This window comes from Bacillus sp. FSL R5-0709 (assembly GCF_038004785.1).
In the GTDB taxonomy this organism is placed as follows: domain Bacteria; phylum Bacillota; class Bacilli; order Bacillales; family Bacillaceae_G; genus Bacillus_A; species Bacillus_A mycoides.
Genome location: NZ_JBBORT010000001.1, coordinates 4,568,545 through 4,595,513 on the forward strand (window position 1 = coordinate 4,568,545; position 26,969 = coordinate 4,595,513).

Genomic DNA, 26,969 nt, shown 5'->3' on the forward strand with positions numbered 1-26,969 from the left:
AAATAGCATGTGTGAATAAGAAAAAAGCACTCAGGCTGAGTGCTTTTTTCTTATTTACCGCTCTTCTTTCTCTCACAAGCAATTCCATCGCCATCACGATCTAAATGCTTACCGTAATACGGACTATCTCTTGTAATATCGTAAACTCCAGCATCATTTGCTTCTTTACAGTTAGCAAAGCGTTTTGGTTCTGGCTTTTGTTCCGGCTTCACCTCTGGTTGTGGTTGTTCTTGTCTTGCTCCTGGTCTTTCTTCAAGTGGTAATGTCGCGTTATATAAGAACTGAACATATTGCTCACGACTTACATGCATTCTAGGTGCGAATTTACCATCACCAGTTCCAGCTGTAATATAATTTGATTTAACTGCAGTAATCGCAGGATTCGCCCATCCATTTCTATCTACATCCGGGAAATTATGATCCCCTCTAATTTGCAATTGAAACCCTTTTGTTAAAATTTGTGCCATTTCATCGCGAGTTAACGAATCTTTCGGCCTAAAGTTCCCTGTGTCATCTCCAGCGAATACACCGATCTCTGTTAAAGCAAGAATCTCTTTTTTAAACTGAGTCGAACGATCAGTAACATCTTTATACGGATTATTATACTGTTCTTTTACTGCTGGCTTTAATTGACGGAACATAAGGGCTGCAACTTGCTCACGAGTTACATCATCACCAAATCCAAAAATCCCATTTCCATATCCAGCAACAATGTTTTTATTTGCTAAATCCATAATTGCCTTATAAGCCCAATGATTGTTTGGAACATCTTTAAACTGAGTACTTGCCTGCGCTGTCCCGATTGAAGTAAATGCTGTAGTTGCAACAATTGCACCTGTTAAAAGTAATTTTTTAAATCCCATACTTAAGTCTCCTTCTCTTTTCCATAATAACCATTTAACAATATAACAAATTATATAAATCCATTTTGTCATATTCTGTCGAATACAAAAAAAGAACCCCGAAGGATTCTTTTTTTGCTAAGCACAAATGGCAATTTTGGAGACAGTTGACTCTTTCAAAATTTATTAGGGGTAATATTTTGAAAAAGAAAGCCTTTCATATGTAGCTTAACACCACTGGAATATATAGTAAATTGATAATCTTTATACGGAAGATTGCTAATGTTTAGTATAGATAGTTTGCACTACGTTAATAGTGGAAATTATCTATACTAAGAAACAAAAAGACGCCTTTCAAGAAGACGTCCTTTCCCCTGTTTATATATACCCCATCCCGCTTTTTGTAAACACACACTAGAAAACAGAATCATGAATTGTTACAAGATTGTTAGGTACAAAAAGAGTAGAGGTAAATATTAATATAAAATTCTGCTTTATAGCGTGTATCCACAACTTATATTTTAATCCTCTTCCCTTGAAAATAAACATAATATGCATAATTACATACCAAAAAGAAAAAGACACTCCACAGAGTGCCTCTTCAACCATTTTACTTTTAATATATCACTTTGAATACATTTTACCATATTTAACCATATCAATTGTTGAGAAAATTCTAAATCGTTATTTTTTTATCAACATCTTCAAAATCATGTAATATTAAGGATGCAATAAAACATTATACAAATTGAGGTGTACTATATTTATGTTTTTCGGAATCATTCCTCTTATATTGTTTATTATTTTTCTTATCTCTTACTTAAAAGATCCACGAAAAATAATAAATGGCTTTTTATTTAATGCCTTTTTCTGTTCATTTCTATTATTTTGTGCAATCGCCTCGTTTGCATCTGGTAGTAACACTTTACATTTCATCGTTATTCTACCCATGTTAGCTCTACTTTTCATGATACCTTTTGGCATCGTTGCTCTAATGTTTGGACTATTTCTTAATGCGAGAATCTTGATGAGGCGTGAAGGAAGACGCTTTACAAACTCTTTAACTTTAATTGCTGCTTTAGGGATTTTATTCTGTATACTAATCCCTATCATAAATCCAGCAAGTTTATTCTCAGAGCATTTTCAATTTATTTTTGCTGCTATTTCTCTTGTAACTATGTATTTCTTTATACATTTATCTAACTTCTTAAGCGCTTATTTTCTATACCAATTCAATAGACCGAGACGTAATCAAGATTTCATCATCGTTCTTGGTAGCGGCTTAATTAATGACAAAGTGCCACCCTTACTTGCAAGTCGCATTAATAAAGCAATCGACTTTTATTGGAAGCAAGCCGCTGTGAATACACCACCAACAATCATTTTCTCTGGTGGGCAAGGGCCTGATGAAGGTCTTCCGGAAGCAGAAGCGATGCAAAATTATGCTGTTGAAAAAGGCATTCCGCTTGAACATACGGTACAAGAAAATCGTTCTGTAAACACATATCAAAACATGTCGTTCTCTAAAGAAATTATGGATTCTTTAAAACCAGAAGGTAAGTATAAAAGTATTTTTACAACGAATAATTTCCATCTTTTCCGTGCTGGCATATATGCAAGACAAGCTGGCCTTAATAGCCAAGGAATCGGATCAAAAACAGCCTTTTATTACTGGCCTAATGCAATGATTCGCGAATATGTCGCAATTGTCGTTATGGGGCGTAAGCGCCATATGAAAATATGTGGAACTATTTTAGGTTTCGCTTTATTCCTAACAGTCGTTAGTTTTATACTTTCTTAACAACATCCCATCCTTTAAAAGGATGGGATTTCTTATACGAATTTCAAAAATATTTTAATGGTACTATGGTGATAATATTCCCTGCATACATCCATTAAAGGAGAATTTTTTCAAATATAATGTTAAAATGGTTGTTAGGCATGAATCGAACTGATTAGCAAACATGTAAGAAAAAGAAACTAGTTTGAAACGAGGAAATTATATGAAAAAAATGATCAAGAGTAAGCCCAATAAGCTGAAAATTGCTTCAAAAGCTTTGATGATTATTATTGGGGCATTTATCACAGCGTACGGATTAGAAGCTGTCTTAATTCCAAATAACGTATCCGACGGTGGTGTGACTGGTTTAAGTATCGTTAGTTCAAGATTATTTGGATTGCCATTAGGAGCTCTAATCGCAGTTATTAACATTCCTTTCGTTTGGTTAGGATATAAACAAATCGGTAAAAGCTTTGCAATTTATTCCATCATCGGGATTGCTTCATTAGCAATAGGTACCGTTGTCATGCACGGAATACCAACTATTATTGAAGGCGATACACTACTCGTTACAGTTGTTGGTGGTATTATTATCGGTTTCGGTATGGGACTAGCCTTACGTAACGGCGGCGCATTAGATGGAATCGATATGCTAGCTGTATTACTTTCTCGTAAGTTACCTTTTGGAACAAGTGACCTTATTTTATTCTTAAATATGTTTGTCTTTATTTTTGTTTCAACAGTATTTGGTCTTCAAGGGGCTATCCTTTCGGCAATTGCTTACTTTATCGCTTCGAAAGTGATTCATATCGTTGAAGTTGGTTTAAGTGGTTCGAAAACATTTAAAATCATCACGAAAGAGCCTGAATTAATGGTAGAAACAATTCGCGATCGTTTAGGCCGAAGCGCAACGTATAACGAAGTATATGGTGGTTATTCAAGAGAGAAATTCAAAGAAATTTCTTGTGTAATTAACCGTTTAGAAGAAAGTAAAATGAAGGACCTGATTAATGAAATCGATCCTAATGCCTTTATTACAGTTTATGACGTAGCTGAAGTAAAAGGCGGTAACTTTAAGAAACGTGATATTCATTAATCATTATGAAAAAAGAGGGTGTGCCAAAATATTGGTGCAGCCTCTTTTTATTATGAAGTTGGTAAATCGATATTCCTTTTCGAATCGTTGATATATTTTGAGCTACGATAGATATAATCGAAAAACCGTTGATATATTTTACTCCCCCCATCTTCCCCCGCTTTTAATCCAATCGACGTACTTTTGAAAGGCGGGCACTTCATGCTGAAAGCGAAGCGGAACATATAGAAAGAGAGTACATGTACACAGTATCCATAGAATACCTACTATAAAGTGAAATTTCATCGTTGTGCTAATAAACAAACTGAGGAATAAGACGAGGAACATAATCAAACTAAACCTTTTATATATACTCATAATAATCTCCTCCTTATAACTTAATTGTACCAGCTATAAGGAATTAATCCCCATAATAAAAAGACCGAAAAGCAAATTCCACTTTTCGGTCTCTATACTATCTTCTCTTCATAATTTTCCCTGAACCGCCAACCCTTGTTTTCGGGGGCGACGTATTCTTTGGTGGGGTTTTAATGGATGATTTCGGCTTCACATCAGATCCACTCGAGCCACCCGGGTTTTTCGTAATTTTCCCTTTGCTTCCGGTAGAAGGCGGTGGCGTCGTTTTACTTCCTTTTTCCGTAATACTTCCTTTATCACCTACAGATGATTTCGGATCTACATTATCGCCTCGCTTAATAATAGATCCTTTCCCTTCCTTCGTAATTGGAGGCGGGGTTTTCTTTTCCTCTTTCGTAGGTGGTCTTTCCGGGATCAACGGTTTATGATTTTGTCTGTCATTATATCCGCGATAATCACCGTATGATGATTTGCGTGAACCGAATATATCGTTTAATATACTCCCCATGATATATCCTTGTAAGAAGGATGGTTGGTAATTTTGACGGACAAATTCTTCATTGCTTATTTCAATTAACGTATCAGATGGTTTCTCTTTATCCTTTTGTAAATTATACATTTTATCAGAATAAACGAGGAACATTTGATTTTCGTCTTCTTTAGATGCTTGCTTCGGTTTCCTTTCGGCTATAAGTTCCTTTGCAACTTCAGGAACTGACCGATTGGCGGCCCTATACACGTAAGATTCTTGTTTACCATCCTTTGCGACAGACTCTAGTGGGTAACGGTCCTGAATTGACTTCGCCTGACCACTTTGACAGCCCGATAAAGCATAACCGGCAATAACAAGTAATGTAACGATAGCAAGTATAGGGATCACGAACGATTTAATCATGGTAAACAATCGGTTTGACATGATTACGCCCCCCTTATGTTGCTCTTATGATTTGTACATCAGCAGGAATAATTACTTCTCCCTCATACATCATTGTGCGACCATTTTGCCATTCAACACGTAATAATTTGCGGTTATCAGATTGGAATTCCCATACGTACTGTTCTTCTGAAGCAGCGAATGGTGTTTTCCCCATAACAACAACACGTCCATTATATTGTTCTTCCATATGATACTCTATATCATCCATTTCAATCGTCGTCGGAATTTCATCGATTGAATCTAAACGACCATCAATCGGTGTATACAATTTGTAATACGTATTTTCACGGTCTTCAATTTTCAAATAACGAATATCTTTCCCATCCTGCAAAGTTAAAATAATCTCCTTGCGAGAATGCATGCTCATTTTCCCAGTTAATTCGTACATGACTAACGAGACTTCAATCATATCGCCAGGAGCCAACGTTAAAAGACTCTTTTCTGGCTTCGGCGGCTCCGGACTCTTCATTATATTTTTAATACGTTTAAATAAACTCACAATCTACCCCTCCTTTTCTCTTTATAAACAAGCACCTAAAATAAGTGCACCAACGATATGTAATGAACCAGCTAACAACGCATGTGCTAAGCTGCCTTCTTTCGTTCCTTCTTCTAAATCTAAACCAGACATTTTCTTTAACACAAACTCAATGAACATTTCTACAATTAATAAAATAACGAATGAAACTGCTGAGGCAAGAAGCGCTTGCCATAAGTCATTCGCTTTCGTTATAGATTGAGATAAAATGTACCCTTGCGCAAATAATTTCATAACGAAACGCGTTGTCACTGCTGTATTTCCATTTTTCATTTCTTTTAAATCATTGTATTTTGTAAAAATCGAATCAACCCACATAATTGCAAATAAAAGTACCGCACTCGCTCCAGTCCATACAAGCATAGCTAAAACATTCATCCACGTCATTACAAAACCTCCTCTAAAAAAGTAATAGAAAACCGACATGAATTCTCTTCAGACATGTCGGTTTCTTTGTCTATTCTATATTATTTCTCGTACTGCTTCATAATACGAGCTAATTCATCGTCAACAACAGAATTTTTGTTTAAGCTTGCGAATTCATCATCTAACGACTTTTCTTTCTTGTAAATTTCACCGCTTGCTTCTGCTTCAGCCTCTAATTGAAGTGCTTTCTCTTCCATACGGCTTAAACCAGCTTTTGCTGAATTTGAATCAAATCCAGACATCGCCTGATTAATATTCTTTTGTGCTTTCGCTGCATTTACACGTGCAACAAGTGTTTCACGTTTATTTTTCAGCTCTGTTAATTGCTTACGCATTTCTTCTAGCTTAAGACGAAGGTTATCAGCAGCTGCTTTGTTTTGCTCATAGCTCGCTTTATACTCATTCATCTTTTGCTCTGCATTTTGTTTTTCTTCAAGAGCACGACGCGCAAGGTCAAGATTGCTTGCTTGAACAGCCATATGAGCTTGCTCTTCACGTTTTTTCACAAGTGCTTCTTGCTCTTCAAATAATATTTTGAATTTCTTCTCAAGTGCAATTTGAGCTGCTACACTTTTCTCAGCTTCTTGTACATCCGCTTGCATATCGCGTAAATATTGATCCGTCATCTTAACTGGATCTTCCGCTTTTTCAATTAATGAATATACATTCGACATTGTTAAATCTCGTAATCGTTTAAATACAGACATTCTAATTCCTCCTATGACTTACCTCATATTTCAAATTCACTACTTGGAAAACTGAAAAATCTCCCTTAACAGTAAAGAATATTCATTTTTACAGCCTATGTGTTTATTATAACAAAACTAATATGTCCTTACATGTTATTTCCAAAATACAGCCAATATAATATGACATTCTAGATAAAACATTGTATTCCTAATATATTCTCATTAATCCTCTTCAGAATTGACATATTTTTATGCACTTTCACTAAATTACATTATTGTAATGTTACTGTAAGCTAACTCGATAGTTACGTTTCAATATTTCTTATACACTAATACCAGAAGCAACAAACAAGCTTCTCATAATTTCAGGACTAATACAAAAAATGTATTTACTATAAAACATATAAAAGGAGCAATCATCATGAAAAAATTAGTAGGAATCGGATTAGCAGCAGCAATTTCATTCGGAGCATTATCAGGTTGTTCTTTATTAGGAGAAAAAGCGAACGGCTTTGTACTATACGGAACAGATGAGCAAATTCAACAAGTTACAGATAAAAATAAAAAAGAAGTGAAAGAAAAAGACTTCTATAAAATGAAAATGACAACATTAGAGGGTAAAAAAGTTCTTGTAATGGATAAGAAAACTGGTGAAGAACTGGTGAAAAAAGAATTACTTAGCAAAGTTGATAAAAACGATGATACAAAACCACTTGATAAATTACCAGCTGTAACAACAGAAGAAGGCGTGTTATTTGCAAAAGAGAAAGTAGAAAATGCTACACTTGATGGGACAAAATTAAAATACGAAGGCAACACAATTATCGGAAGTGGCCGTGCATATGCAGACATGTTCGCAATTGTTGACGATGCAACTTATGGAAATGTAAAAGGTGATGAAAAATCTGTTGGTGTATTAAAATTCGATAAAGACCCTAGTAAAGAATTCCCTGGTTACAACGGAGTAGAAGCTTCTCAGCTTGTAAAAATTAAAAAGTAAACAAAAAAGCTTTGCGAAATTCGCAAAGCTTTTTTCTATTTATGAGCAATTTGCTCCATATCTGGACTACAAGTTTGCGACTGACATGACTTACTTAAAGAGCATGCTGCGCATTTTCCCTTTTTACTTCTCTTTACAAAATTAACTAACGTATATGCTGCATAACCAAAAATGATAGCTCCAATTATAATATTGACCATCACCGCGATACATCTCCTTCTAGAATCCGAGTAAGGACCCAACTTGGTATATAATGAGCGTTAATACATAAGCAACAACGAGCGGATAAACGACAGAGAAAACTGTCCATTTCATCGATCCTGTTTCACGTTTAATAACAGCTACTGTCGCTAAGCACGGAACATATAATAAAATAAAGAACATAAATGCATAGGCTGATAGCGCAGTATAATGTGCTCCCATTACATTTCCTAGCACATCTTCTTTAACCGCATAAATAATTGCCATCGTAGAAACGACAACTTCTTTCGCTAAAAATCCTGTTAAAAGGGATGCTGCAGCTTGCCACGTTCCAAAGCCGAGCGGTGCAAAAAGTGGTGCAATAAATCCACCAATCATCGCTAAGAAACTGTCTCCCATATCAACACCAAATCCTGATGGACCTGCATAGTTTAATAACCAAATGACAACAGAACCACCGAAGATGAATGTACCCGCTTTACGAACAAATCCTTTACCTTTCTCCCACGTGCTCAGCCATAACGTTTTCGCTTGCGGCACACGGTAAGGTGGTAGTTCAATTACAAAAATAGATTTTTCTGCTTTTAAAATAGTAAGAGACATAATTTTTGTAACGAGTAATGCAAGAACAATACCTGCAATGTATAAAGAGAACACAACAGTCGCTTGACTATTAGGGAAGAATACTCCCGCAAATAATGCATATACAGGTAAACGTGCTGAACAAGACATAAATGGTGTTACAAGAACGGTAAGTAATCTTTCTTTTTCTTGTTCAATCGTTCTCGCTGCCATAATACCTGGAACGTTACATCCAAAGCCGATAATCATCGGAATAAATGCTTTTCCGTTTAAACCGAAAAACTCCATAATTCTATCCATAACAACTGCAATTCGTGCCATATATCCTGAGTCTTCTAATAATGAAATGAAGAAGAATAGTGCAAAGATTTGTGGAACGAATACTAATACCGCACCAACACCAGCAATAATACCTTCTGTAACGAGTGCTTGAATAAAGTCAGAAGCCCCAACACTTGTGAGCCCAGCTGTAACCCAATCAGTAAGTTGTCCGCCAAAAAATCCATCAAGCATATCAGATAAAGGTGTACCAATCCACGTAAACGTAACCTGAAAAATAAAAAACATAACTGCTAAAAAGATTGGAAGTCCTAAAATTTTATGTGTAATTAACCTATCAATTTTTTCTGAAAAAGGAATTTTTCCTTCTTTCTCATGTTGCATAACATTTGTTTTTAACTTTTCAATATACGCTTCACGAGTCTTGTAAATGTGCTCTTCCAACGTACAATCAAGTTTTCCATCTAAACGAGATCGAATGGCTATAAGTTCCTTATAAATTGGTAATGCTTTCATTTCTTTTTCTACTACTTCGTTATTGCTTAAAAATTGAAGGGCTAACCATCTCGGATGCTCATAATTCGCTGTCTCTAAAAGAGCGATTACCTCTCCAATTCCTTCATCCATTTGTACACCATATGAAATAATGAATGGCTTTTTCTCTTTTTGTTTCTCTTCATGAAGAGTAGTAAGTAATTCTTCACAGCCTTTTCCGGTTCTTGCGATGACAGGAACGACTGTTACACCTAATATTTCTGATAGCCGTTTTACATTAATCACAATTCCTCTTTGCTTTGCCACATCAATCATATTTAAACCAATTGAAACGGGCTTACCAAATTCAAGTAATTGCAATGTTAAATGCATATTTCGCTCAAATTGAGAAGAATCCACTATATTTAACATATGATGAAATTCATCTGTTAGTAGAAAATTCGTAACGACACCTTCATCACGTGAAACTGGATTCAAATCATAAACGCCTGGTAAATCAATTAATGTTCCTTGCTTATCTTTTAATTTACCAACCTTCTTTTCTACTGTTACACCGCTCCAGTTTCCTACATATTCATAAGAACCAGTAAGTGCATTAAATAATGATGTTTTCCCTGTATTCGGATTCCCTAGCAAAGCAACCTTATTCACGCTAATTCCACCTTTATCATTTTCGCGTCACAATGACGAATACTAATTAACTGTCCACGACACTCCAATGTACAAGGACCTTTAAACATCGCTTTCTGTTTCAAGCGAAGTTCGCTTCCTTCCGCGAGACCGAAAGCAGCTAGTCTACGCTTTAATAACTGATCTAAAGACTGAATACTTTTTACTAACACTTTCTCGCCAATTTTAATATCTACTAAGCTCATAACCTTCCCCCTCAGAAGAGAATGATAATTATTTTCAGGAAAATTATATCATACTCTATTTCAATTGGACTATACCCTTTTGCTTCATATTTATTAACATTTCGCTACAATTCTATTTCAATAATTGTCATACGGTATTCATTTGCCATTCTCATCCATTTCGCTTACAATGAACAATAGCAAATAAAGAATCTCGTTATCACAGGGGGAGCCTTACCGCTGAGAGGGAACAATTCGTTCCGACCCTTTGAACCTGTTAGTTAATGCTAACGCAGGAATTGTGCAAACGTCCGAAATACACACCTCTTTTTTTATTTACGTATTTCGTATCCTCCTATGATATCTATTCTTTTTTTGCAACTTGGATTTAGGGGGAGACAACATGCGTAACACCAATTTACAAGCGATGATCGAATCTGCTATTCTTGCAGCCTTCGCCTTGGTCATCGATATTTTACCACTTTCAATCAAAATATCAGCAACAGGCGGTTCCATCTCATTCGCTATGATTCCTATCTTTATTATCGCATACCGCTGGGGCTTCAAAATGGCTTTCTTAGGAGGCTTAATTTGGGGATTATTACAAATTGTCGTAGGCGATGCCATTATCGTCACACCAATTCAAGTAATCATTGAATACTTCGTTGCTTTCGCATTCATTGGATTTGCTGGTTTATTCTATCGTCCAATTCAAAAAGCACTTCTAGCATCTAATAAGAATGGAAACGAACAATCAAACTTAAGTAGCCGTAAAGATAAGCCTTCATCAAAACAAAACCAAGGAAAGAAAGTAATTGGATACATTATCATTGCTACTTTTATCGGTAGTCTAGCTCGTTACTTCTGTCACTTTATTGCCGGTATTATTTTCTGGGGACAATATGCACCGAAAGGTCAATCAGCTATTCTATATTCTTTAATATTTAACGGTAGCACAATGATTGGTTCCTATATTCTATGTACCGTTTTACTTATATTTTTATTTATCACTTCACCAAGATTATTCAAAAGCATAAGTGCTTATCAAATAAATTCACAAAAAAAGGGCGCTTAACTTAGCGCTCTTTTTTCACATCGTAATATCAATTAAAAATACAATAAATGCACAAAAGAAAATAAATACCATTATACTTAGCCAATTGCTATGCACGGTTCATCGACTCCTTACATAACCTCATTTTCTATTCAAAGTATACTGTTTAGAAGTAAAGATTAGGTAAAGATAATATGAAAATAAATTAAAAAAGCGTAGATAGTATTGTCTACGCTTTTTTCGGTAAATAGAAGTAAAATAACACACCATCTTTTGTATTCTTGACCCCATATTCAGCATTGTGCAGCTCTAAAATGTTTTTTGAAATCGCAAGGCCAAGCCCGGTTCCACCTTGTGAACGTTTCCGTGCCGCATCTACTCGATAAAAACGATCCCAAATTTTATCTAATTGTTCTTCTTCAATGTGGGCACCCTTATTTTCAATACACACTTTTATATAATTCTTCTCGTCTATTGTGGAAATAATAATATCCTCTTTATCTGGTGTATAACGTATTGCATTCGTAATGAAGTTCACAATTACTTGTTCAATTCTATTTTGATTCCCAACCACTTCAGCTGGACATATATGTTTGTGCACACTCAGTTCTTTTTTCTCTATCTCCGATGAAAGCTGTTCACATATTTCTTCAATCACTCCATCGATATAGAAAGAATCCATCTTCATGTTATATGTGCCAGACTCAAATTTAGCTAATTCAAGCATATCCAAAATTAGTATATCCATCTTGTCTACTTCTTTTTCCATCGCCTGAAAATAGTAGTCTTTCTTATGTTCAGCTACCCCATCTTTTAAAATGAAAATACAGCTTTTCATAATACTCAGCGGCGTTTTTAGTTCATGCGATACACCCGCAATAAATTCTTTCCTTGTGTTTTCTAACTTTCTTTCTTTTTCAATATCTTGTTCTAACTGTCCAATATGTGAATGTAGTTTATTAGATAATGTATTAATATTTTGCGATAAATCACCAATTTCATCTTTTGAAGTAATCGGAATTTTTTCTGTGAAATCCAAATGAGCTATTTTCTTCGTTGTATCATTTATTTTTAGTAGCGGTTTTGCAATTTGTTTTGAGTAATAAAACGAAGCTAGAAAAATTAGAACGACTACAAATGCAACAATATAGATGTAATAATCTTGCACCATTTGTACAGCCTCATCTACAGGCTGTAAAGAAGCCATCGCATATATATATGTTACCGATCCGTCTTTTTCTTTTTTTGGTTTAATTAATAATTTATATTTTATATCATTTTTTTCATAGTCCATTATTTGTGTTGAATACTGTATATGATTATTCTCTTTTAATAATAAATCAGTTTGAAATTCCTTTATGCTATCTAAGAATAAACTATTTTTATAAATTGGATTCACAGGACCTTTTACATCGGGGAACTGTACTTTCGTAACACGTCCTACTATGGGAGCATCTAATTCCTGAGCAGCTTGCTCCTGAACGGCCGGCTTCTTTTCCTTAACAACTTGTTCCTCAGCTGCTTTCTTTTTCTCCTGATCTAATTTAATCTTTTTCTCCTGATCTAATTTAATCATTTTCTCATTAAATGCTTTTTCTAACGGTTTATTAGATCCACTTAAATTTTGCTTACCTAACGAGAAAGAGAATGGAATAAAACTTTCTTCTTTTCTCACTCCAGAAAAATAAATTTCTTGTCCTGAAAAATTCTCTGATAATTTATTATCAATCTCCTCTATATTGACGAGATTACCTAAGGGAATCTTGAATATTTGTTGTCCAAAGCTCTTTTGTTGCCTACGGTCTATCGTTACTTCAAAATAAAAATCATCCACATGTTTTAAATTCCCATTCTGATCTAATATCGTAATCCACGTATTATTTTCTCTTAAAAAATCTTGCTCCAGCTTCTGAATTCCTTCTGCATTTCCTACATAATTCAAATAATTCTTCTCAAAGGAATTTAAATTCACTTTAATATCTTCTACTTTTCGGTTCGCATAATATTGTTTAAAAAATATCGTTTGACCAATAAATATCGTCGCTAAAATCAACATACATAGAGCTGTTGTAAGGGTAAATAATTTAAGTACAATCCCTTTTCTCATATGTTCCCCTCGAATTTATAACCGGTTCGCACTACAGTTGTAATGTGCTTTGATTTTTCTCCTAATTTATTTCGCAAATTACGAATATGGCTATTAACCGTTCGATCATCACCAGCAAATTCGTACCCCCAAATTCTTGAAATTAACTGTTCTCTTGTTAGTACAATCCCTTGATTTTTCATGAAATAAGCTAATATTTCAAATTCTGTATGTGTTAAAGTAATGTCTGCCTCATCAACAGTAACAGTACGTGACGGAAAATGGACGTGAATGCCATGAATTGATAACGTATCATCTTCATTTTCCAAAGGTTTCTTTGATGCTTGTCTGCTTTCTAATAATCGTTTCGCTCTCGCTAATAAAATAGGCGGACTATATGGTTTCGCAACATAATCATCTGCCCCAAGCTCAAACCCAAGTAATGTATCATCTTCATCTACACGTGCCGTCAGCATAATAATTGGAACCCCCGACGTCTTACGAATCCTTCGGCAAACAGACCATCCATCAAGTTCCGGCAACATAATATCAAGTATAACTAAATCGACCTCTTCTTCTTCAAATAAGACTAAAGCTTCTTTTCCATCTCTCGCTTCAAGCACTTTATATTGTTCACTCAAAAAGTAATCCTTTAATATTTCGCGTAAAATATCTTCATCTTCAACAATTAAAATGTTTTTTGACATAATCTATGTCTCCCCCTCTCATTTTAAGTAGCTAGCATTTTGCACTTTATAATTTTATTTTGAATTGTTCGTAATTAGCTTTGCCTCGATAATATATCGATCCGGTGCATCCCCTATATAATCAAATGGATAGCAAGTCGTCAATGTTAATGTAGGTTCTTCTTTTTTAACAATAACGGTACGATCATCCGCATGTGTAATCCATGTCTTTTGAATTTCGTATGTGTAAGTTTTATTATCATACTCCAAAATAAGGTTATCCTTTTCTTTTAACTCTCCTAAATCTGTAAATACAGTATCTCGATGCCCACTGAGTACAGTATGTCCTCCTCCAGATGGAGTTGTCGTTAAATCACTAACAAACATACCAACTCCTTTTTTCAAAGTTGCATCATTCGCTCCCCAATAAACAGAAAATTTCTTCTTTATTTTCGGGATATTTAACATAGCCACTTTTTGGCCTTCTTTATGTTGTATTTGAGAAGAAGGTACTTGTGCATTTACTGGTACTTCGCTAGAATGCTGCTTGGATGTTTGTTGTTCAAAATTTTTAATTTCTTCTGTCGTTAAATCTTGTGCAGAACTTTTTCCTTTATACCATTCAAAAGCGTAATAGGCTCCCATTAATAAGCCTACTATCATTAACGTAAATCCAATACGATTTAGAACTGTCACTGTGAATCCCTCCATGCAAAAAATGGTAGGAGTAACCTACCATTTTTAATATATGAAATTATCCCATTCTTTATAGAACAATATTTTATTTATGCCTTAATCTTATTACGACGGTTCAAACCAAATAATGTCCCTATCGCTACAAGACATGCGCTTAATGCCATCATTGCTACATTATTTGATGCTGTGTTTGGTAATTTTTCACCTTGTACAGCTTGTTTCGCTGCATCATTCTTTTGCCCTGCCTTAATTGCTGCTTCTTTTTTTGCAAGAGCTTCCTTTTCTTGCACTTGTGGTGTTACTTCTTGTTTCGCTGTATCATTCTTTTGCCCTGCTTTTATTGCTTCCTCTTTTTTAGCCATATCACTTTTTTCTTGTACTTGTGCTGCTTCTTTTTTCTCTACTTCGCTCTTTTGCTGTTCCTTAATTGCTTCTTCTTTTTTAGCTTTATCTTGCTGCATTTGCGCTGATTCTTCTTTTGTTAATGTTCCAGTAGAAGCGCTCGCTACTGAAGAATATCCTACTGTTAAAAGTGCCATTGCACAAATTGGTAATAGTTTTTTTTTCATTTTATTTCTCTCCTTTTATACTTTATTCTAGTAACACATCACGTCGCACCGGATGTATTACTAGAATAAACAAGAGATGTAAATATAAGATGCAGATGAAATGGAATTCTGTTAAAGATTTCATTTTAGAAAAATAAAAAAACACCGTAATATATACGATGTTTTTTCGGGTGTGTGTCTCGATATTTATTTGTTACTTTCGCGTGATTGAGAAGTAGAAAGGGCCGGAGTGATAACTAATTGTCTCGGCTCAGTTTTCTTGAAGTGATTTTTGACGTTACACTTACGACATTGAACGACCCATGCTTTAATAGGATTTGTTAAAATAATTTTTTGCCTTTCGTTAGGGGCCTCTTCTTCCAATTTACAACTATCGCTCCACTTACTCCATTTCATTGTAAATTTAGAAGAAGAATGATCGTCTTCTCGATCAAACGTATGCAAAAAATCCATTTCTCCAGCTAGCATTACGGTGTTACTAGTTGCTAAAAAAGAAAAGGTCGTCCAATGTTTCTCCATGCCCTCCTACTCCTTTTTCACATATAGAGTGCCTAAAACTTAATTTACCTAAAATATGCTTGCCTTTTACCTTACACTTATAGTTTATCCAAAACACTACTATGCAACTATCGATTTGTCTTACAAATCACCTTACATTTTTGTAAGAAACGAAAAAACCTTCACTCTATATACGTGAAGGTTTCTCATTTCTTATCTATATGATCTTTCATATCATCAAGTCCAACTTCTTGCAGCTGTGACATCATACCGTGGGAAATTGCGCCTAATACTAAAGTCATTCCAATTAATGAAATCCGAATTGCAGGTACATCAATTATGTAAGCCAACATACCAAGAACGATTGTTAAAAGCAATGCTTTTATAAATGTTACACTTGTATACTGTTTCTTTTTCATCATAATCACCCTTCACGGAAGCGTTTTCTTAATATGATCAGTATATCATATCATCTGACTATTTTGTGGGCATTTCTGTAAAAACCTTATATCTTCTTTGACTTTTTTCTTTCTATCCTTTACAGTCGAAATGTTCACAAGTTTTACACTGTAGGAGGATTCAAATGAAAATTGAAATAAAAGACACTTTAATTTCTGAAGAACAATTACAAGAAAAAGTAAAAGAACTAGCACTTCAAATCGAACGTGATTTTGAAGGAGAAGAAATCGTTGTAATCGCTGTATTAAAAGGATCTTTCGTATTCGCTGCTGATTTAATTCGTCATATTAAAAACGAAGTAACTATCGATTTTATCTCTGCATCTAGCTACGGAAATCAAACAGAAACAACTGGAAAAGTAAAACTATTAAAAGATATCGATGTAAACATTACTGGAAAAAACGTAATTGTCGTAGAAGACATTATCGATTCTGGTTTAACACTTCACTTCTTAAAAGATCACTTCTTCATGCATAAACCAAAAGCATTGAAATTCTGTACGTTACTTGATAAACCTGAACGCCGTAAAGTGGACTTAAAAGCTGAATATGTTGGTTTCCAAATTCCAGACGAATTTATCGTTGGCTACGGTATCGACTGCGCAGAAAAATATCGTAACTTACCATTTATCGCTTCAGTTGTAACGGAGTAATATAAATAGAGTAAACTTCCATCAATTATTGATGGAAGTTTATTTTCTATCACGATTCGTAAAAGACAAAGGGAGAGAATAAAAATGACAAAGACAAAATTTGAAAAAGTACTCCTCATCGTAAATCCGAAAGCAGGACAAGGCGATTTACATACGAACTTAACAAAAATCGTACCACCTCTTGCTACGGCTTTTCCTGATTTACGCATCCTACATACGAAAAGGCAAGGTGATGCAACAAAATATTGCCAAGAGTTTGCTAGTAAAGTAGATTTAATTATCGTCTTCGGTGGTGACGGAACTGTATTTGAATGCACAAATGGCTTAGCCCCTCTTGAAACTAGACCTACACTTGCAATCATTCCAGGCGGAACTTGCAACGACTTCTCTCGCACACTCGGCGTTCCGCAAAATATTGCAGAAGCAGCGAAACTCATTACAAAAGGACATGTAAAACCAATTGATGTCGCAAAAGCAAACGGACAACACTTCTTAAACTTCTGGGGCATTGGACTCGTATCTGAAGTATCAAACAATATTGATGCAGAAGAGAAAGCAAAGCTTGGTAAAATTGGTTACTATTTAAGCACCATTCGAACTGTAAAAAATGCTGAACCATTCCCAGTAAAAATTACTTACGACGGACAAGTGTATGAAGATGAAGCTGTCCTTGTGATGGTTGGAAACGGTGAATATCTCGGGGGTATCCCATCCTTTATTCCGAACGTAAAATGTGATGACGGAACACTTGATATTTTCGTAGTCAAATCAACAGGCATTCAAGCGTTTAAAGATTATATCGGAAAGAAACTATTTGAAGACTCAAATGAAAATGACATCTTCCACGTCAAAGCTAAATCCATTCATATTGAAACAGAAGAAGAAAAAGAAGTAGATACAGATGGTGAAAGCTCTCTTCATACACCGTGTCATATTGAGTTGTTACAAGCGCACTTTACGATGATTTATAATCCTAATATTGTGTAATGAAAAAAACGAGTGATATCACTCGTTTTTTCTCTTCTAATCTAATTATATCGTTGTATAATTTCTTGTATTTCTTTCACTCTCTCCAAAGTAATTCCATTTCTTTGTTCTATCGCTAAAGGGTGATTGGTTGGCTCTAATTCAACATACGGCGCCATTCCAACTTCTCTTATATGTATATTTGTCTTTAAATTTAGTGTTTCTGGATAAACTGGTATTTCTACAGATAACCAGCCAAAATGAGGATCGCTATTTTCTCGCCCTCTTTCATCCCACTTTTCTAGTACTTTATCATAACTTTCTTTACTAAGTGAGACCCACACAGCCCAGATGAAATTTTCGTGGTAATCAATTATAGGAAGTTCTAAACACCCTCTAATGAAGTAATGTTCATCGTCCATTATGCAAAGATCTGATGTTAAATGGAAGCGTCCCTCTCTTTCATGAGGTGCTACCTCGTAGTAATAATATGGTGCTTCACTTCCATAACATAAAGGGAGTGTAAAGCGAGTCATTTGTATCTTTTCTCCGGACTTTCTTCTTCTTTTCATCTTTTGTTATTCTCCTATTTTTTATATAAATTTAACTCTCAATATTATCTAAATGAGTCTTATAATATTCATCACACTCTACTATAGTAGGAAGAATCCCTCTTTCTAATCTATCTTCTCAATTTTCCAAACTAAATTAGCCGGATCGTTTTTCTCCAAAAAGGTTAACATCCACATAGTTTTCCCTTTATCGTTCATCAACATCACTTTATAGTTTAATTTCCAAGCCACGTCACTAACATGATTAAACATTTTATACATGTCTTCTTCTCTAATAAGTTTGTCTTTTCTAATTAACCTTCTAGTTCTATACTCCCTTATTTCTAAGTAAATATCAGCATAAGCCACTTCATGCTGACAAATTATACTACATACATATTTTTTATTTGGACTACTCTTCTATATATATGCCAGTTCATTTTTATAATCCAAATCCAGTATCTTATTGTATGCTTTTTCTAACGCCTCTATATCCCAATCATATTTCACAGCTAAATTCTTCATTTCAGAGTGTACAATACGAAGAGCTAATTCTTTTTTCTCTCGATTTGATAAATACGAAAAATCCTTTTCACTCCCATAATCTACAAAAACATTAATATATTCAGGGGAAATCTGATATTCCTTCTCCCACTGATTTAATAATGAAATATCATCCACACAGTGAATCAAGATACCTTTTTCATAGTCTGTTCTTAACTTTGGCATATGTCGCCAATATAAAGAAGTAATACAGCTCGTTTCTTTAAAAAAAGATATTTCTTCATCGTAGTTGCTTGAGGATGTTAATTTTAATATCTCTAGGCTACTTATATTCTCTTTTCTTTTTAGAAACATTAATTGGATATCTCTTATAATTGGCATTTACTCTCTCCTTCTTAATACCACTACGATTATATAATTAATTCTCTAGCACCAACTAATCAATTTCAACCCAGCCCATTCCCATAGAGAGAAATAAAAGCCCCACTACAAAAAAGAGCGCACCAATTAAAAAGTAGAATGGTGCTCCGTGCAGCGGATCACTAAATAACCCTAGAATATTTTGTGCCACTACTGTCCATTTATCTTTCTTTGAATCTTTTTCTTTTATTTCTTTTACAAACCTATAAATACTTAGGCCAATCAAAAGGATGCCTATTAATAGGCATCCTACTATAATTAAAATCCCCAATTATAACACTCCATTTAAATACCATTGTCATACACACTTCATTTTAACTAATAAAAAAGCGAAAGAGAACATAATTCCCACTATGTTTCCTTTCGTTTCACGAGAAATTTCATCACTATTTTTATTCCTTAACAATCCGAAAATAAGAACGAACCGTTAAGAAATAATAGCCAATATACATGGTGCTATACAGACCAATACTAATTAATAACGGGACTGCAATTTCATACGGAAGTACTGCCGATAAGCCTTTTAGCACAAATAAACTATGTGAAACTCTAACTACTAATGGATATATTCCTCAATTACTCATATTAAATCTATTTTAATTCAGTTCTCTTAAAATTTTTTTTGATAGTATACTCATTTTCCTTTATAGTTCTTTAGGCTTATCTGAATTGAAATAAGAGAAGAAAAAGAGGTAGAAACATGCGGAGAAGGTTGACGGCATACACCGTGTCAAATTGAATTATTACTAAGGCGTTCAACGATGATTTATAATCCTGAGCTTGTATAATCGCTATTTCGCTATACTTTAACAATTACTAACCTTCGCATTTTTTAAAAAATACAGTATAATGAATAAATAAAAGAAGCGATCACATGTATTGGAGAAAAAATGATAAACCTGTAGAAGAACCAGAAGCAATTGCTGTGTGGGAATGCGAAGCAGACGACTGCCTTGGATGGATGCGTAAAAACTTTTCTTTAGAAGATAAGCCACAATGCCCGTTGTGTAAAGGCGACATGAAAAGCGGCGAACGATTACTACAGAAGTTATAATACCTTTCCCTCTTTATCTTTTATATACTGAAAAAATAGAGGATTTTGTTTCTCCTTATCTACAGTACAAGTTGCTTCCTAATTACAAATAATGAAAAAAGCAGCTATTACGTAGAATAGCTGCTTTTTTGAATTTATAACTTCTTCATCACTATAAATTCCATATAATATTCCCCTAAATTTAGCTCGATTCATCATCCCCCTTATTCACTACACACTACACTTCTTTCGGAAGAACAATTTTTTTATACAATTGAACTGTAATGAAATAATAAAACACATAAATGACTAAGAAAATAATAATCGGCAGCCAAATACGGAAATATGGATTATCTATTAAGAACGAGAACATGTTCATTCCGACTAATACGTGCGTTATACCTACGATCGCTGGGAATAAGAAAATGAAAAATAACTCTTTATAAATTGATTTCGTTAATAGCTCATAACGTACACCAATTTTACGAAGCATTTGATAGCGAATAATATCTTTTGAAGCACCAGAAAGAATTTTAAACATTAAACAACTTGCCAACATCGCTAAGAAAGCTATGCCTAAGAAAAAACCCATAAATACTGTTCCACTGTAAGTACTGTAATATCCTTCATACAGCATATATTTACTCAAAAGATGTACTTCTTTCATATCTTTATATTTAGCTAGCTCTAATTCATCAATTTTTTTCCATTCTTCTTTATACGTTATAAAATTGTCCGTTTTCCCCAGTATTATAATTTCTTCTTTACCTTGTATCCCATCATACATCTTTTGATCTACAATTTTTATCTTTTGACTAGGATTCATATATGTCTTTTGAAGAGACCGTAAAACATTTCCCCATTCTTCTGGAATTACATTGGTATTATTCTCATTTTTTTCTTGGCTATGACTTAAAACGGATCCCGCAATTAGTTCCCTCGAAACAGGAACGAATCGGCTACTATTCTCGTCATTTCCAGTACGTGTTAGCGGACGATTTCTTTCCAAATCTTCTTTCAACTGATAAATAAACTGCTCATCTACTTTGTATCGATATTCATTCTTTTCTTTAAATGTAATACTACCTAGTATTTTCTTTTCTGCTGCTGTGGGATTTTTAATTTCGACATCATAGTATTCTGCACTCTCCACTATATTTGTGACATTATTTTTAAACGCCATACCACTGGAGATTGCACCTGCACCAAGAGCCACTAACATAGCAACTGTCGCTAATACTTTCGTTAAGCTATTAATAGAAAAACTTAACTGAGCAAACGTAAACACATTGATTCCTTTTTCACTACGATTTTTATTCGCTTTCAGTCTGTTAATAATAATCGGAAGAAATGATGCAAATAGCATGTAAGTTCCTAATGTTACTGTAATTGTAGCAATGATAAATCCTGATTCCTTTAGCTCCTTCATATATATCATCGAAACATAACCAACTACTAATAAAATAATTGATAAAAGTGCTACTATATTCGTTAGTTTCCCTTTAGTAAACGTACGCTCTGTTTGACTATTGGAGTGAACGAGTTGTAATGGCGAATTACGCACTAGTTTCATACCATTCATAATTGCGGACAACATAAATAATGCAATGAAAAAGATGAAAGTAACAACGATTGATGGTACATAAAATGCATGATAACCACCGCCAGTAAATTCCAGCTCCTTCATCAGTAAATGTCCAACACCTTGTGCCAAGATTATACCGACTATCACACCTACTATAAGAGATACTATTCCTAATACAATTGTTTCAATAAACATGAGCAATGTAATTTTATGCTTTTTTGCCCCTAATACCATATACATACCAAATTCTTTTTGCCGAAGTGATAATAAAAATGAATTGGCGTATAAAATATAAAATAATGTAATAAATCCTAATAAAAATGAGCCCGTTTGAAAGACGGAAAAAATCCCATCCATAGAATTCCCTTCAATAAACGTTTTATTTAACGCTAACGTTTGAAACATATAAAAAATTGAAATAGACATAATAAGCCCAACTAATAAGACCATATAGTCTTTTCGTTTACTTTTTAGTCCCGACATGGAAAGTTTGAATAACATGTTGAACCTTCTTTCTTATGCTTTTTGTGTGCCTAAATCCGCAAGCACATCTAAAATTTCTTTATAGAACTCATCACGCGTACCTCTGCGATGAATTTCTTTATACAGTTCTCCGTCTTGGATGAATAAAATACGTCGGCAGTAACTCGCACTAAATGGATCATGTGTAACCATCATAATCGAAACATCCTGTTCTTCATTTAAGTTGGTCATCGACTCTAATAAACTTTTCGCATTTTTAGAATCAAGCGCTCCTGTTGGCTCATCTCCTAAAATAATGGCTGGCTCATGTACAAGTGCACGGGCCGCTGCCGAGCGTTGTTTTTGTCCACCAGATACTTCGGACGGATATTTTTGAAGAATCTCTGAAATTCCTAACATTTCTGCTACCTTTTTCACCTTTGATTCAATTCTTTTCGAATGAACGCCTTGCAGAGAAAGCGGTAATGCAATGTTTTCATAGATTGATAAATTTTCAAGTAAGTTAAAATCTTGAAAGATAAACCCTAGTGTCTCTGAGCGAAAATCAGATAATTCTCCCTGCTTCATTTTCGTAATATCTATTCCAGCAATTTCAACAATTCCACCTGTTGCCTTATCTAATGTAGAAATTACATTCAATAATGTTGTTTTTCCTGAACCAGATGGTCCCATAATTCCAACGAATTCACCCTCTTGAATTGAGAACGATACATTCTTTAGTGCATGTGATTGACTCTCATCTTTTTTACCGTATACCTTTTGTACATTCTTTACCTCTACAACTGATGCTTTCATATATATCCTCCTACACTTCTTTTTCCTATCTTTTATTTTCCCTACATATTTTCCGAGCACTTCTTAACCCATTTCTAAGTATAGATAGCATTTCTTAATAAATAGCAGCGGATATTCTTAACATTTCTTTAAGAATATGAAAAAGCCCCAAGGCTAGTAGCTTGGGACTTTTGATTTCTCTATTCTATTTTGGAGTAAGAAATAAAGGGTTTATTTCTCATCCTTTATTTTAATTTTTGCTTGCTTATAGAAAGCTAATTTTTCTTTATTATATTCCTTTGTATATTCATTAAAGCTTTCTTTTTCTCGTTGAATCTCTTCATTCATTTGATTTATATCTTTAATCTTTTCACTAACCTTTTTTAAGTTCGTTTCTTTTTCACCTAAGCTTTTATATAATTCTCTTTCAGATTTCATTAATTTTTGATACGAATCATTTATCTTACTAAAAGATGCATAACGCTTTTTATAAATATCCTGTATGTTTTTCGCTTGTTTCTGAAGAGCTGCATCTTCCATTTTATCTATATTTTTATGAACTAATTTTACTTCTTCTTGTGCTTTTCCAAAAGCTTCTTTTTCTTTGTTCCATACTTTTTCACGTTCATCAATACTTTTTGTAGCTTGCTCTAACTTCGGCATAATTGCTTGGCTACTATCTTTACCCTCATTTATAATTTGATTGTATAACTCTTGACCTTCTTTTTCTAAGACCTCTAGTTTTTTCACATCTTCAGAAACCATCTTTTCTTGCTTCATCGCGTTTTCAAATGCGACGTACAATTCTGCTTCTGGCTTTGCGCCAAAACACCCTGTCAATAAGCTTATAGATATAATTCCCGTAATCGTTAACGCTTTATAAATCAATATCAGTTCCTCCTATGTTACATACGTTTATCATGCATAAAGTTCAATGGGAAATGATCATCTTCATGATACGCTTCAAATTCATACCCTTTTTCTTTTAAACCTTTAATAATAGCAGGTACTGCTGCAACGGACTGCGGATGAATGTCATGCATCAAAATCACTTCTTTTTGATCTGTCGCACCAGCCAGTACATTTTGAACAATTTTTGCTGTTGCCGTATTTATCGGCATTCCACTGTATTCCCAATCTAATGAATCAATTGTCCAATCCCATACTTTAAGACCATTTTCTACAACTTTATTACGAAGTTCTTCGTGTAACCCAGGCTTCGAACCATATGGCGGACGTGTTAGTTTTGGAGCATGTCCAAGAATACTAGCAATTAAACTTTGATCCTCTTTCATTTCATCTACATAGCCACCCTGGGCATATAATTTCTTGTTATTATGCGTCATACTATGCATTCCCACATAGTGTCCTTCTACTTCTTCTCGTTTTACTAAATCAGGATATGATTTTACATTTTGACCGATTAGAAAAAATGTTGCTTTCGCATCATTTTCCTTTAATATATCTAGTAACTGTGCCGTATACTTTCCTGGACCATCATCAAAAGTAAGATAGGCAATTTTCCTAGTTTGACCATTAAATTGCGTTGGTGCTACCTTATTCATTTCCACTTTTATTTGTTCATTTGCATACTGAACTGAATTTTCTTGATTTGCTATCGCTTTTGCAGGTGAGGTTATCGATTGAAATACGAAAAAAGCTCCTCCCACTACAACTGTAGCTACTGTCATTACAACTATGTTTTTTACCTTTAACAATTTCCCCATTCTATTAATTCCTTTCTACATCCCTTACTTATTAATGAAATATTAATCTAGCTTTTCAAGTCTTCCTCGTTATATATTTATCTTTCCTTCGGAAGAACAATCCTCTTATATAATTGTACAGTGATTAAATAGTAGACTATATAAATTCCTAGGAATATACAAATCGGCATCCATATGTTCACATATGGATTCACAAAAAATTTAACAAATGTAAATATGTTCATTCCTACCAAAACATGAATGAGACCCAATATTGCTGGAAATAGAAATACGATACCTAATTCTTTATACATAGATTTTATAAGTAATTCTTTACGCACCCCAATTTTTCGAAGCATCTCATACCGCCCTATATCTTTCGTAGCCCCAGAAAGGATTTTAAACATTAAACAACTTGCCATCATAGCTAAAAAAGCAAGACCTAAAAAGAATCCCATAAAGGAAGTTCCTTTTGAAAAGGCGAGCATAGATTCATAATCACCATAGTTCGTTGGTAAATATACATCTGCTTTAGGCCTATTAGTGGCAGCAGCTATTTTTTCAATTTGACGATTATCCATCTCTTTTAACTCTGTTTTATACTGTAAAATATTATCTACTTTAGCAATAAAAAACGTATGCTCATTCCCTTGAATTGTTTCATAACGGTTTTTATCGACAATATAGACAGGCTTACGATCATATACAGTAATATTCGACCTAAAATCACTATCCACAATCTTGTCCCAGTTCATCGGTAACGTAGAACTAGATGGATCAACTTCCTCTCCCTTAAACATCCTATAGCTCGAAGATGGAAGTTGTTCAGAAATATGTGTTGTCTCTTTCTTTCTGAATAGAAGTGGAGGATTCTCTAATAATTCCTCTTTTAAATAGTAAACAGCCTCATTATCAACTTTATATTTATACTGTTTTTTATCTATAATTTTCATTTTTTCCATAGCTTTATAATCCGTTGCTTCTGGATCATGAATTGTAATATCATACCCTGGCATTTTTTCTGCTGTAAGGATTACATTTTTCTGTAAAGACATGCCACCGGCCATTGCCCCCACGCCTAGTCCAATTAGCATCGTTACCGTTCCTAATATTTTCGCCAAACTACTTACACGGAACTGCAATTGTGCAAATGTAAATGCACTTAATTTCTTTTCGTTTAAATAGCGCGTTTTTTTTAATCTATTAACAAACGTGGGTAAAAGAGAAATAAATATAAGATATGTTCCCAATGTAATTGTGAATAATGGGAGTAAAATGGCACCAGCACCTTTTATTCCTACAAAGATTACGAAATAATATCCTACACTTAGTCCTAATAAACTACATAAAGTTAACGCCCTTGTGACAGGACCCTTTTTTCGTATCTGCTCCGCCTTTTGCTCTGTACGAATTAAATCTAATTCTGTTTTAAGTGTTATTCGAATTGCATTCACAACAGATGTAAGCAGAAACAATGCACTGAAGAATATAAATGTTATTTTGAATGCAGGACCATAAAAAGCTTGATAACCTTCAGCTGATATTTCCAATTATTTTGTTAAAAACCCACTTATGAAATTAGAAAGAATAGCTCCGAATACACTACCTAATACTAGTGAAATCATTCCCATGGCTAACGTCTCAAAAAATAAGAGTTGGCTGATTTTACTCTTTTTTGCTCCTAATACAAGATACATGCCAAGTTCTTTCCGCCGGAGTGAGAGGAGAAATGAGTTTGCATAAAAAATATAAAAGAAGGTAATAAACGCCACCAAAATAGATCCTATTTGAAATACAAATACAATTGAACCAATAATGCTGTTATTCATTGTAAATTCTTTATTTAACGCAAGCGTTTGAAACATATAAAATATAGAAATTGAGATTACAAGACCTATTAGTAAAACGATGTAATCCTTTATCATTTTTTTCATACTGGAAATAGAAAGTTTTAATAACATACTCTATGCCCACGCTTCTCTACAGTATGGTGTACTACATTCACCTTTTTACTATGTACTTTTTGCACAACGTTCTCATCAAATATTAAATTTTTCATATTGCCTCCTGTCATATGGCCAGTGTTGCGATTATGCTATTTTTATAGACACTAACTATCATTTTATCTTTTCTTTACAAACAGCAATATTGATTCCCCTTACATTATCCTT

At 34.2% G+C, this 26,969-nt stretch carries 28 protein-coding genes, 3 pseudogenes and 1 riboswitch; of the genes and pseudogenes, 7 read left to right on the forward strand and 24 right to left on the reverse strand.

Annotation, left to right across the window (positions count from 1 at the left end; genetic code table 11):
• Positions 1–50: 50 nt before the first annotated feature.
• Complete coding sequence (locus MKX37_RS23490) at positions 51–863, reverse strand: S-layer homology domain-containing protein (protein WP_002089166.1); 813 nt, start codon at positions 861–863, stop codon at positions 51–53.
• Positions 864–1,608: 745 nt separating this feature from the next.
• Here MKX37_RS23490 and MKX37_RS23495 point away from each other — a divergent pair.
• Together MKX37_RS23495 and MKX37_RS23500 are read left to right on the forward strand one after the other, a co-directional pair.
• Positions 1,609–2,643, forward strand: a complete 1,035-nt coding sequence (locus MKX37_RS23495; RefSeq protein WP_002129589.1) for a YdcF family protein — start codon at positions 1,609–1,611, stop codon at positions 2,641–2,643.
• A gap of 202 nt (positions 2,644–2,845) precedes the next feature.
• Positions 2,846–3,718 carry a YitT family protein gene (locus tag MKX37_RS23500; RefSeq protein WP_000738210.1) on the forward strand — a complete coding sequence of 291 codons (873 nt, stop codon included), beginning with the start codon at positions 2,846–2,848 and terminating at the stop codon, positions 3,716–3,718.
• Positions 3,719–3,856: 138 nt separating this feature from the next.
• Here MKX37_RS23500 and MKX37_RS23505 read toward each other — a convergent pair whose 3' ends face one another.
• The 5 genes from MKX37_RS23505 to MKX37_RS23525 form a co-directional block, all read right to left on the reverse strand.
• Positions 3,857–4,075: a hypothetical protein gene (locus MKX37_RS23505; RefSeq protein WP_002167505.1), complete on the reverse strand. Its 219-nt coding sequence runs from the start codon at positions 4,073–4,075 to the stop codon at positions 3,857–3,859.
• A gap of 97 nt (positions 4,076–4,172) precedes the next feature.
• A complete protein-coding gene (locus MKX37_RS23510; protein ID WP_078421870.1) occupies positions 4,173–4,991 on the reverse strand; it encodes a DUF4247 domain-containing protein in 819 nt (272 codons plus the stop codon).
• 13 nt (positions 4,992–5,004) lie between these two features.
• Positions 5,005–5,511, reverse strand: a complete 507-nt coding sequence (locus MKX37_RS23515) for a DUF4178 domain-containing protein (RefSeq protein ID WP_002129592.1) — start codon at positions 5,509–5,511, stop codon at positions 5,005–5,007.
• 21 nt (positions 5,512–5,532) lie between these two features.
• Positions 5,533–5,937, reverse strand: coding sequence for a DUF350 domain-containing protein (locus MKX37_RS23520; protein WP_002015753.1), 405 nt, complete (start codon positions 5,935–5,937; stop codon positions 5,533–5,535).
• Between the two features lie 80 nt (positions 5,938–6,017).
• Positions 6,018–6,683 (reverse strand): PspA/IM30 family protein, encoded by a 666-nt coding sequence (locus tag MKX37_RS23525; protein WP_002015754.1) that lies wholly within the window; start codon positions 6,681–6,683, stop codon positions 6,018–6,020.
• A 403-nt stretch (positions 6,684–7,086) separates the two neighbouring features.
• On the opposite strand from MKX37_RS23525, the gene MKX37_RS23530 reads away from it, so the two are divergent.
• Entirely contained in the window at positions 7,087–7,665 is a 579-nt protein-coding gene (locus tag MKX37_RS23530) for a lipoprotein BA_5634 family protein (protein WP_002184778.1), read from the forward strand.
• 35 nt (positions 7,666–7,700) lie between these two features.
• On the opposite strand, the gene MKX37_RS23535 is transcribed toward MKX37_RS23530, so the two are convergent.
• Genes MKX37_RS23535 through MKX37_RS23545 form a run of 3 tightly spaced genes read right to left on the reverse strand, consistent with a single transcriptional unit; the run spans position 7,701 to position 10,097 of the window.
• Positions 7,701–7,868, reverse strand: a complete 168-nt coding sequence (locus MKX37_RS23535; protein ID WP_000989601.1) for a FeoB-associated Cys-rich membrane protein — start codon at positions 7,866–7,868, stop codon at positions 7,701–7,703.
• Positions 7,869–7,884: 16 nt separating this feature from the next.
• Positions 7,885–9,873 (reverse strand): ferrous iron transport protein B, encoded by a 1,989-nt coding sequence (gene feoB / locus MKX37_RS23540; RefSeq protein WP_002167503.1) that lies wholly within the window; start codon positions 9,871–9,873, stop codon positions 7,885–7,887.
• Positions 9,870–10,097 (reverse strand): FeoA family protein, encoded by a 228-nt coding sequence (locus MKX37_RS23545; RefSeq protein WP_000060512.1) that lies wholly within the window; start codon positions 10,095–10,097, stop codon positions 9,870–9,872. Before MKX37_RS23545 ends, feoB begins: the two co-directional genes overlap by 4 nt.
• A gap of 194 nt (positions 10,098–10,291) precedes the next feature.
• Positions 10,292–10,393: riboswitch (TPP riboswitch) on the forward strand.
• Between the two features lie 86 nt (positions 10,394–10,479).
• Here MKX37_RS23545 and MKX37_RS23550 point away from each other — a divergent pair.
• Positions 10,480–11,151 carry an energy-coupled thiamine transporter ThiT gene (locus MKX37_RS23550; RefSeq protein WP_002129599.1) on the forward strand — a complete coding sequence of 224 codons (672 nt, stop codon included), beginning with the start codon at positions 10,480–10,482 and terminating at the stop codon, positions 11,149–11,151.
• Positions 11,152–11,359: 208 nt separating this feature from the next.
• On the opposite strand, the gene MKX37_RS23555 is transcribed toward MKX37_RS23550, so the two are convergent.
• The 6 genes from MKX37_RS23555 to MKX37_RS23580 all read right to left on the reverse strand — a co-directional run bounded on the left by MKX37_RS23555 (position 11,360) and on the right by MKX37_RS23580 (position 16,087).
• Positions 11,360–13,237, reverse strand: coding sequence for a sensor histidine kinase (locus MKX37_RS23555; RefSeq protein ID WP_002184777.1), 1,878 nt, complete (start codon positions 13,235–13,237; stop codon positions 11,360–11,362).
• A complete protein-coding gene (locus MKX37_RS23560; protein ID WP_002143515.1) occupies positions 13,234–13,923 on the reverse strand; it encodes a response regulator transcription factor in 690 nt (229 codons plus the stop codon). Before MKX37_RS23560 ends, MKX37_RS23555 begins: the two co-directional genes overlap by 4 nt.
• 54 nt (positions 13,924–13,977) lie before the next feature.
• Positions 13,978–14,598: a class D sortase gene (locus tag MKX37_RS23565; RefSeq protein WP_000217367.1), complete on the reverse strand. Its 621-nt coding sequence runs from the start codon at positions 14,596–14,598 to the stop codon at positions 13,978–13,980.
• Between the two features lie 89 nt (positions 14,599–14,687).
• A complete protein-coding gene (locus MKX37_RS23570; RefSeq protein WP_078421871.1) occupies positions 14,688–15,167 on the reverse strand; it encodes an LPXTG cell wall anchor domain-containing protein in 480 nt (159 codons plus the stop codon).
• A gap of 186 nt (positions 15,168–15,353) precedes the next feature.
• Complete coding sequence (locus MKX37_RS23575; protein ID WP_000410949.1) at positions 15,354–15,686, reverse strand: hypothetical protein; 333 nt, start codon at positions 15,684–15,686, stop codon at positions 15,354–15,356.
• Between the two features lie 185 nt (positions 15,687–15,871).
• Positions 15,872–16,087: a hypothetical protein gene (locus MKX37_RS23580; protein ID WP_002129607.1), complete on the reverse strand. Its 216-nt coding sequence runs from the start codon at positions 16,085–16,087 to the stop codon at positions 15,872–15,874.
• Between the two features lie 161 nt (positions 16,088–16,248).
• Between MKX37_RS23580 and hpt the strand changes: the two genes are divergently transcribed.
• Positions 16,249–16,776 (forward strand): hypoxanthine phosphoribosyltransferase, encoded by a 528-nt coding sequence (gene hpt, locus MKX37_RS23585; RefSeq protein WP_000687586.1) that lies wholly within the window; start codon positions 16,249–16,251, stop codon positions 16,774–16,776.
• An 84-nt stretch (positions 16,777–16,860) separates the two neighbouring features.
• Positions 16,861–17,763: a diacylglycerol/lipid kinase family protein gene (locus MKX37_RS23590; protein WP_003192029.1), complete on the forward strand. Its 903-nt coding sequence runs from the start codon at positions 16,861–16,863 to the stop codon at positions 17,761–17,763.
• 41 nt (positions 17,764–17,804) lie between these two features.
• Here MKX37_RS23590 and MKX37_RS23595 read toward each other — a convergent pair whose 3' ends face one another.
• From MKX37_RS23595 to MKX37_RS27495, 4 genes and pseudogenes are all read right to left on the reverse strand, one after another.
• A complete protein-coding gene (locus MKX37_RS23595; RefSeq protein ID WP_078421872.1) occupies positions 17,805–18,314 on the reverse strand; it encodes a DUF2199 domain-containing protein in 510 nt (169 codons plus the stop codon).
• A 105-nt stretch (positions 18,315–18,419) separates the two neighbouring features.
• Positions 18,420–19,178 (reverse strand): annotated as a pseudogene (locus tag MKX37_RS23600) (hypothetical protein).
• 55 nt (positions 19,179–19,233) lie between these two features.
• The gene (locus MKX37_RS23605) at positions 19,234–19,488 is read right to left on the reverse strand and encodes a hypothetical protein (RefSeq protein WP_002143525.1); all 255 of its coding nucleotides are present in this window, start codon (positions 19,486–19,488) and stop codon (positions 19,234–19,236) included.
• Positions 19,489–19,609: 121 nt separating this feature from the next.
• Positions 19,610–19,780 (reverse strand): annotated as a pseudogene (locus MKX37_RS27495) (FtsX-like permease family protein); the annotation flags it as partial.
• Positions 19,781–20,091: 311 nt separating this feature from the next.
• Between MKX37_RS27495 and MKX37_RS23615 the strand changes: the two are divergent.
• On the forward strand, positions 20,092–20,271 hold the full coding sequence (locus tag MKX37_RS23615; RefSeq protein WP_002015777.1) for a cold-inducible protein YdjO-related protein: 180 nt from the start codon (positions 20,092–20,094) through the stop codon (positions 20,269–20,271).
• 217 nt (positions 20,272–20,488) lie between these two features.
• Here the strand turns inward: MKX37_RS23615 and MKX37_RS23620 are convergent, their stop codons facing one another.
• The 5 genes and pseudogenes from MKX37_RS23620 to MKX37_RS23640 form a co-directional block, all read right to left on the reverse strand.
• A complete protein-coding gene (locus MKX37_RS23620) occupies positions 20,489–22,336 on the reverse strand; it encodes an FtsX-like permease family protein (RefSeq protein ID WP_078421873.1) in 1,848 nt (615 codons plus the stop codon).
• 15 nt (positions 22,337–22,351) lie between these two features.
• Positions 22,352–23,113, reverse strand: coding sequence for an ABC transporter ATP-binding protein (locus MKX37_RS23625; RefSeq protein ID WP_002143529.1), 762 nt, complete (start codon positions 23,111–23,113; stop codon positions 22,352–22,354).
• Between the two features lie 210 nt (positions 23,114–23,323).
• Complete coding sequence (locus tag MKX37_RS23630; RefSeq protein ID WP_429721394.1) at positions 23,324–23,983, reverse strand: YkyA family protein; 660 nt, start codon at positions 23,981–23,983, stop codon at positions 23,324–23,326.
• Between the two features lie 14 nt (positions 23,984–23,997).
• Complete coding sequence (locus MKX37_RS23635; RefSeq protein ID WP_078421875.1) at positions 23,998–24,819, reverse strand: peptidoglycan-N-acetylglucosamine deacetylase; 822 nt, start codon at positions 24,817–24,819, stop codon at positions 23,998–24,000.
• A 77-nt stretch (positions 24,820–24,896) separates the two neighbouring features.
• Positions 24,897–26,759, reverse strand: a pseudogene (locus MKX37_RS23640) (FtsX-like permease family protein).
• Positions 26,760–26,969 lie beyond the last annotated feature (210 nt).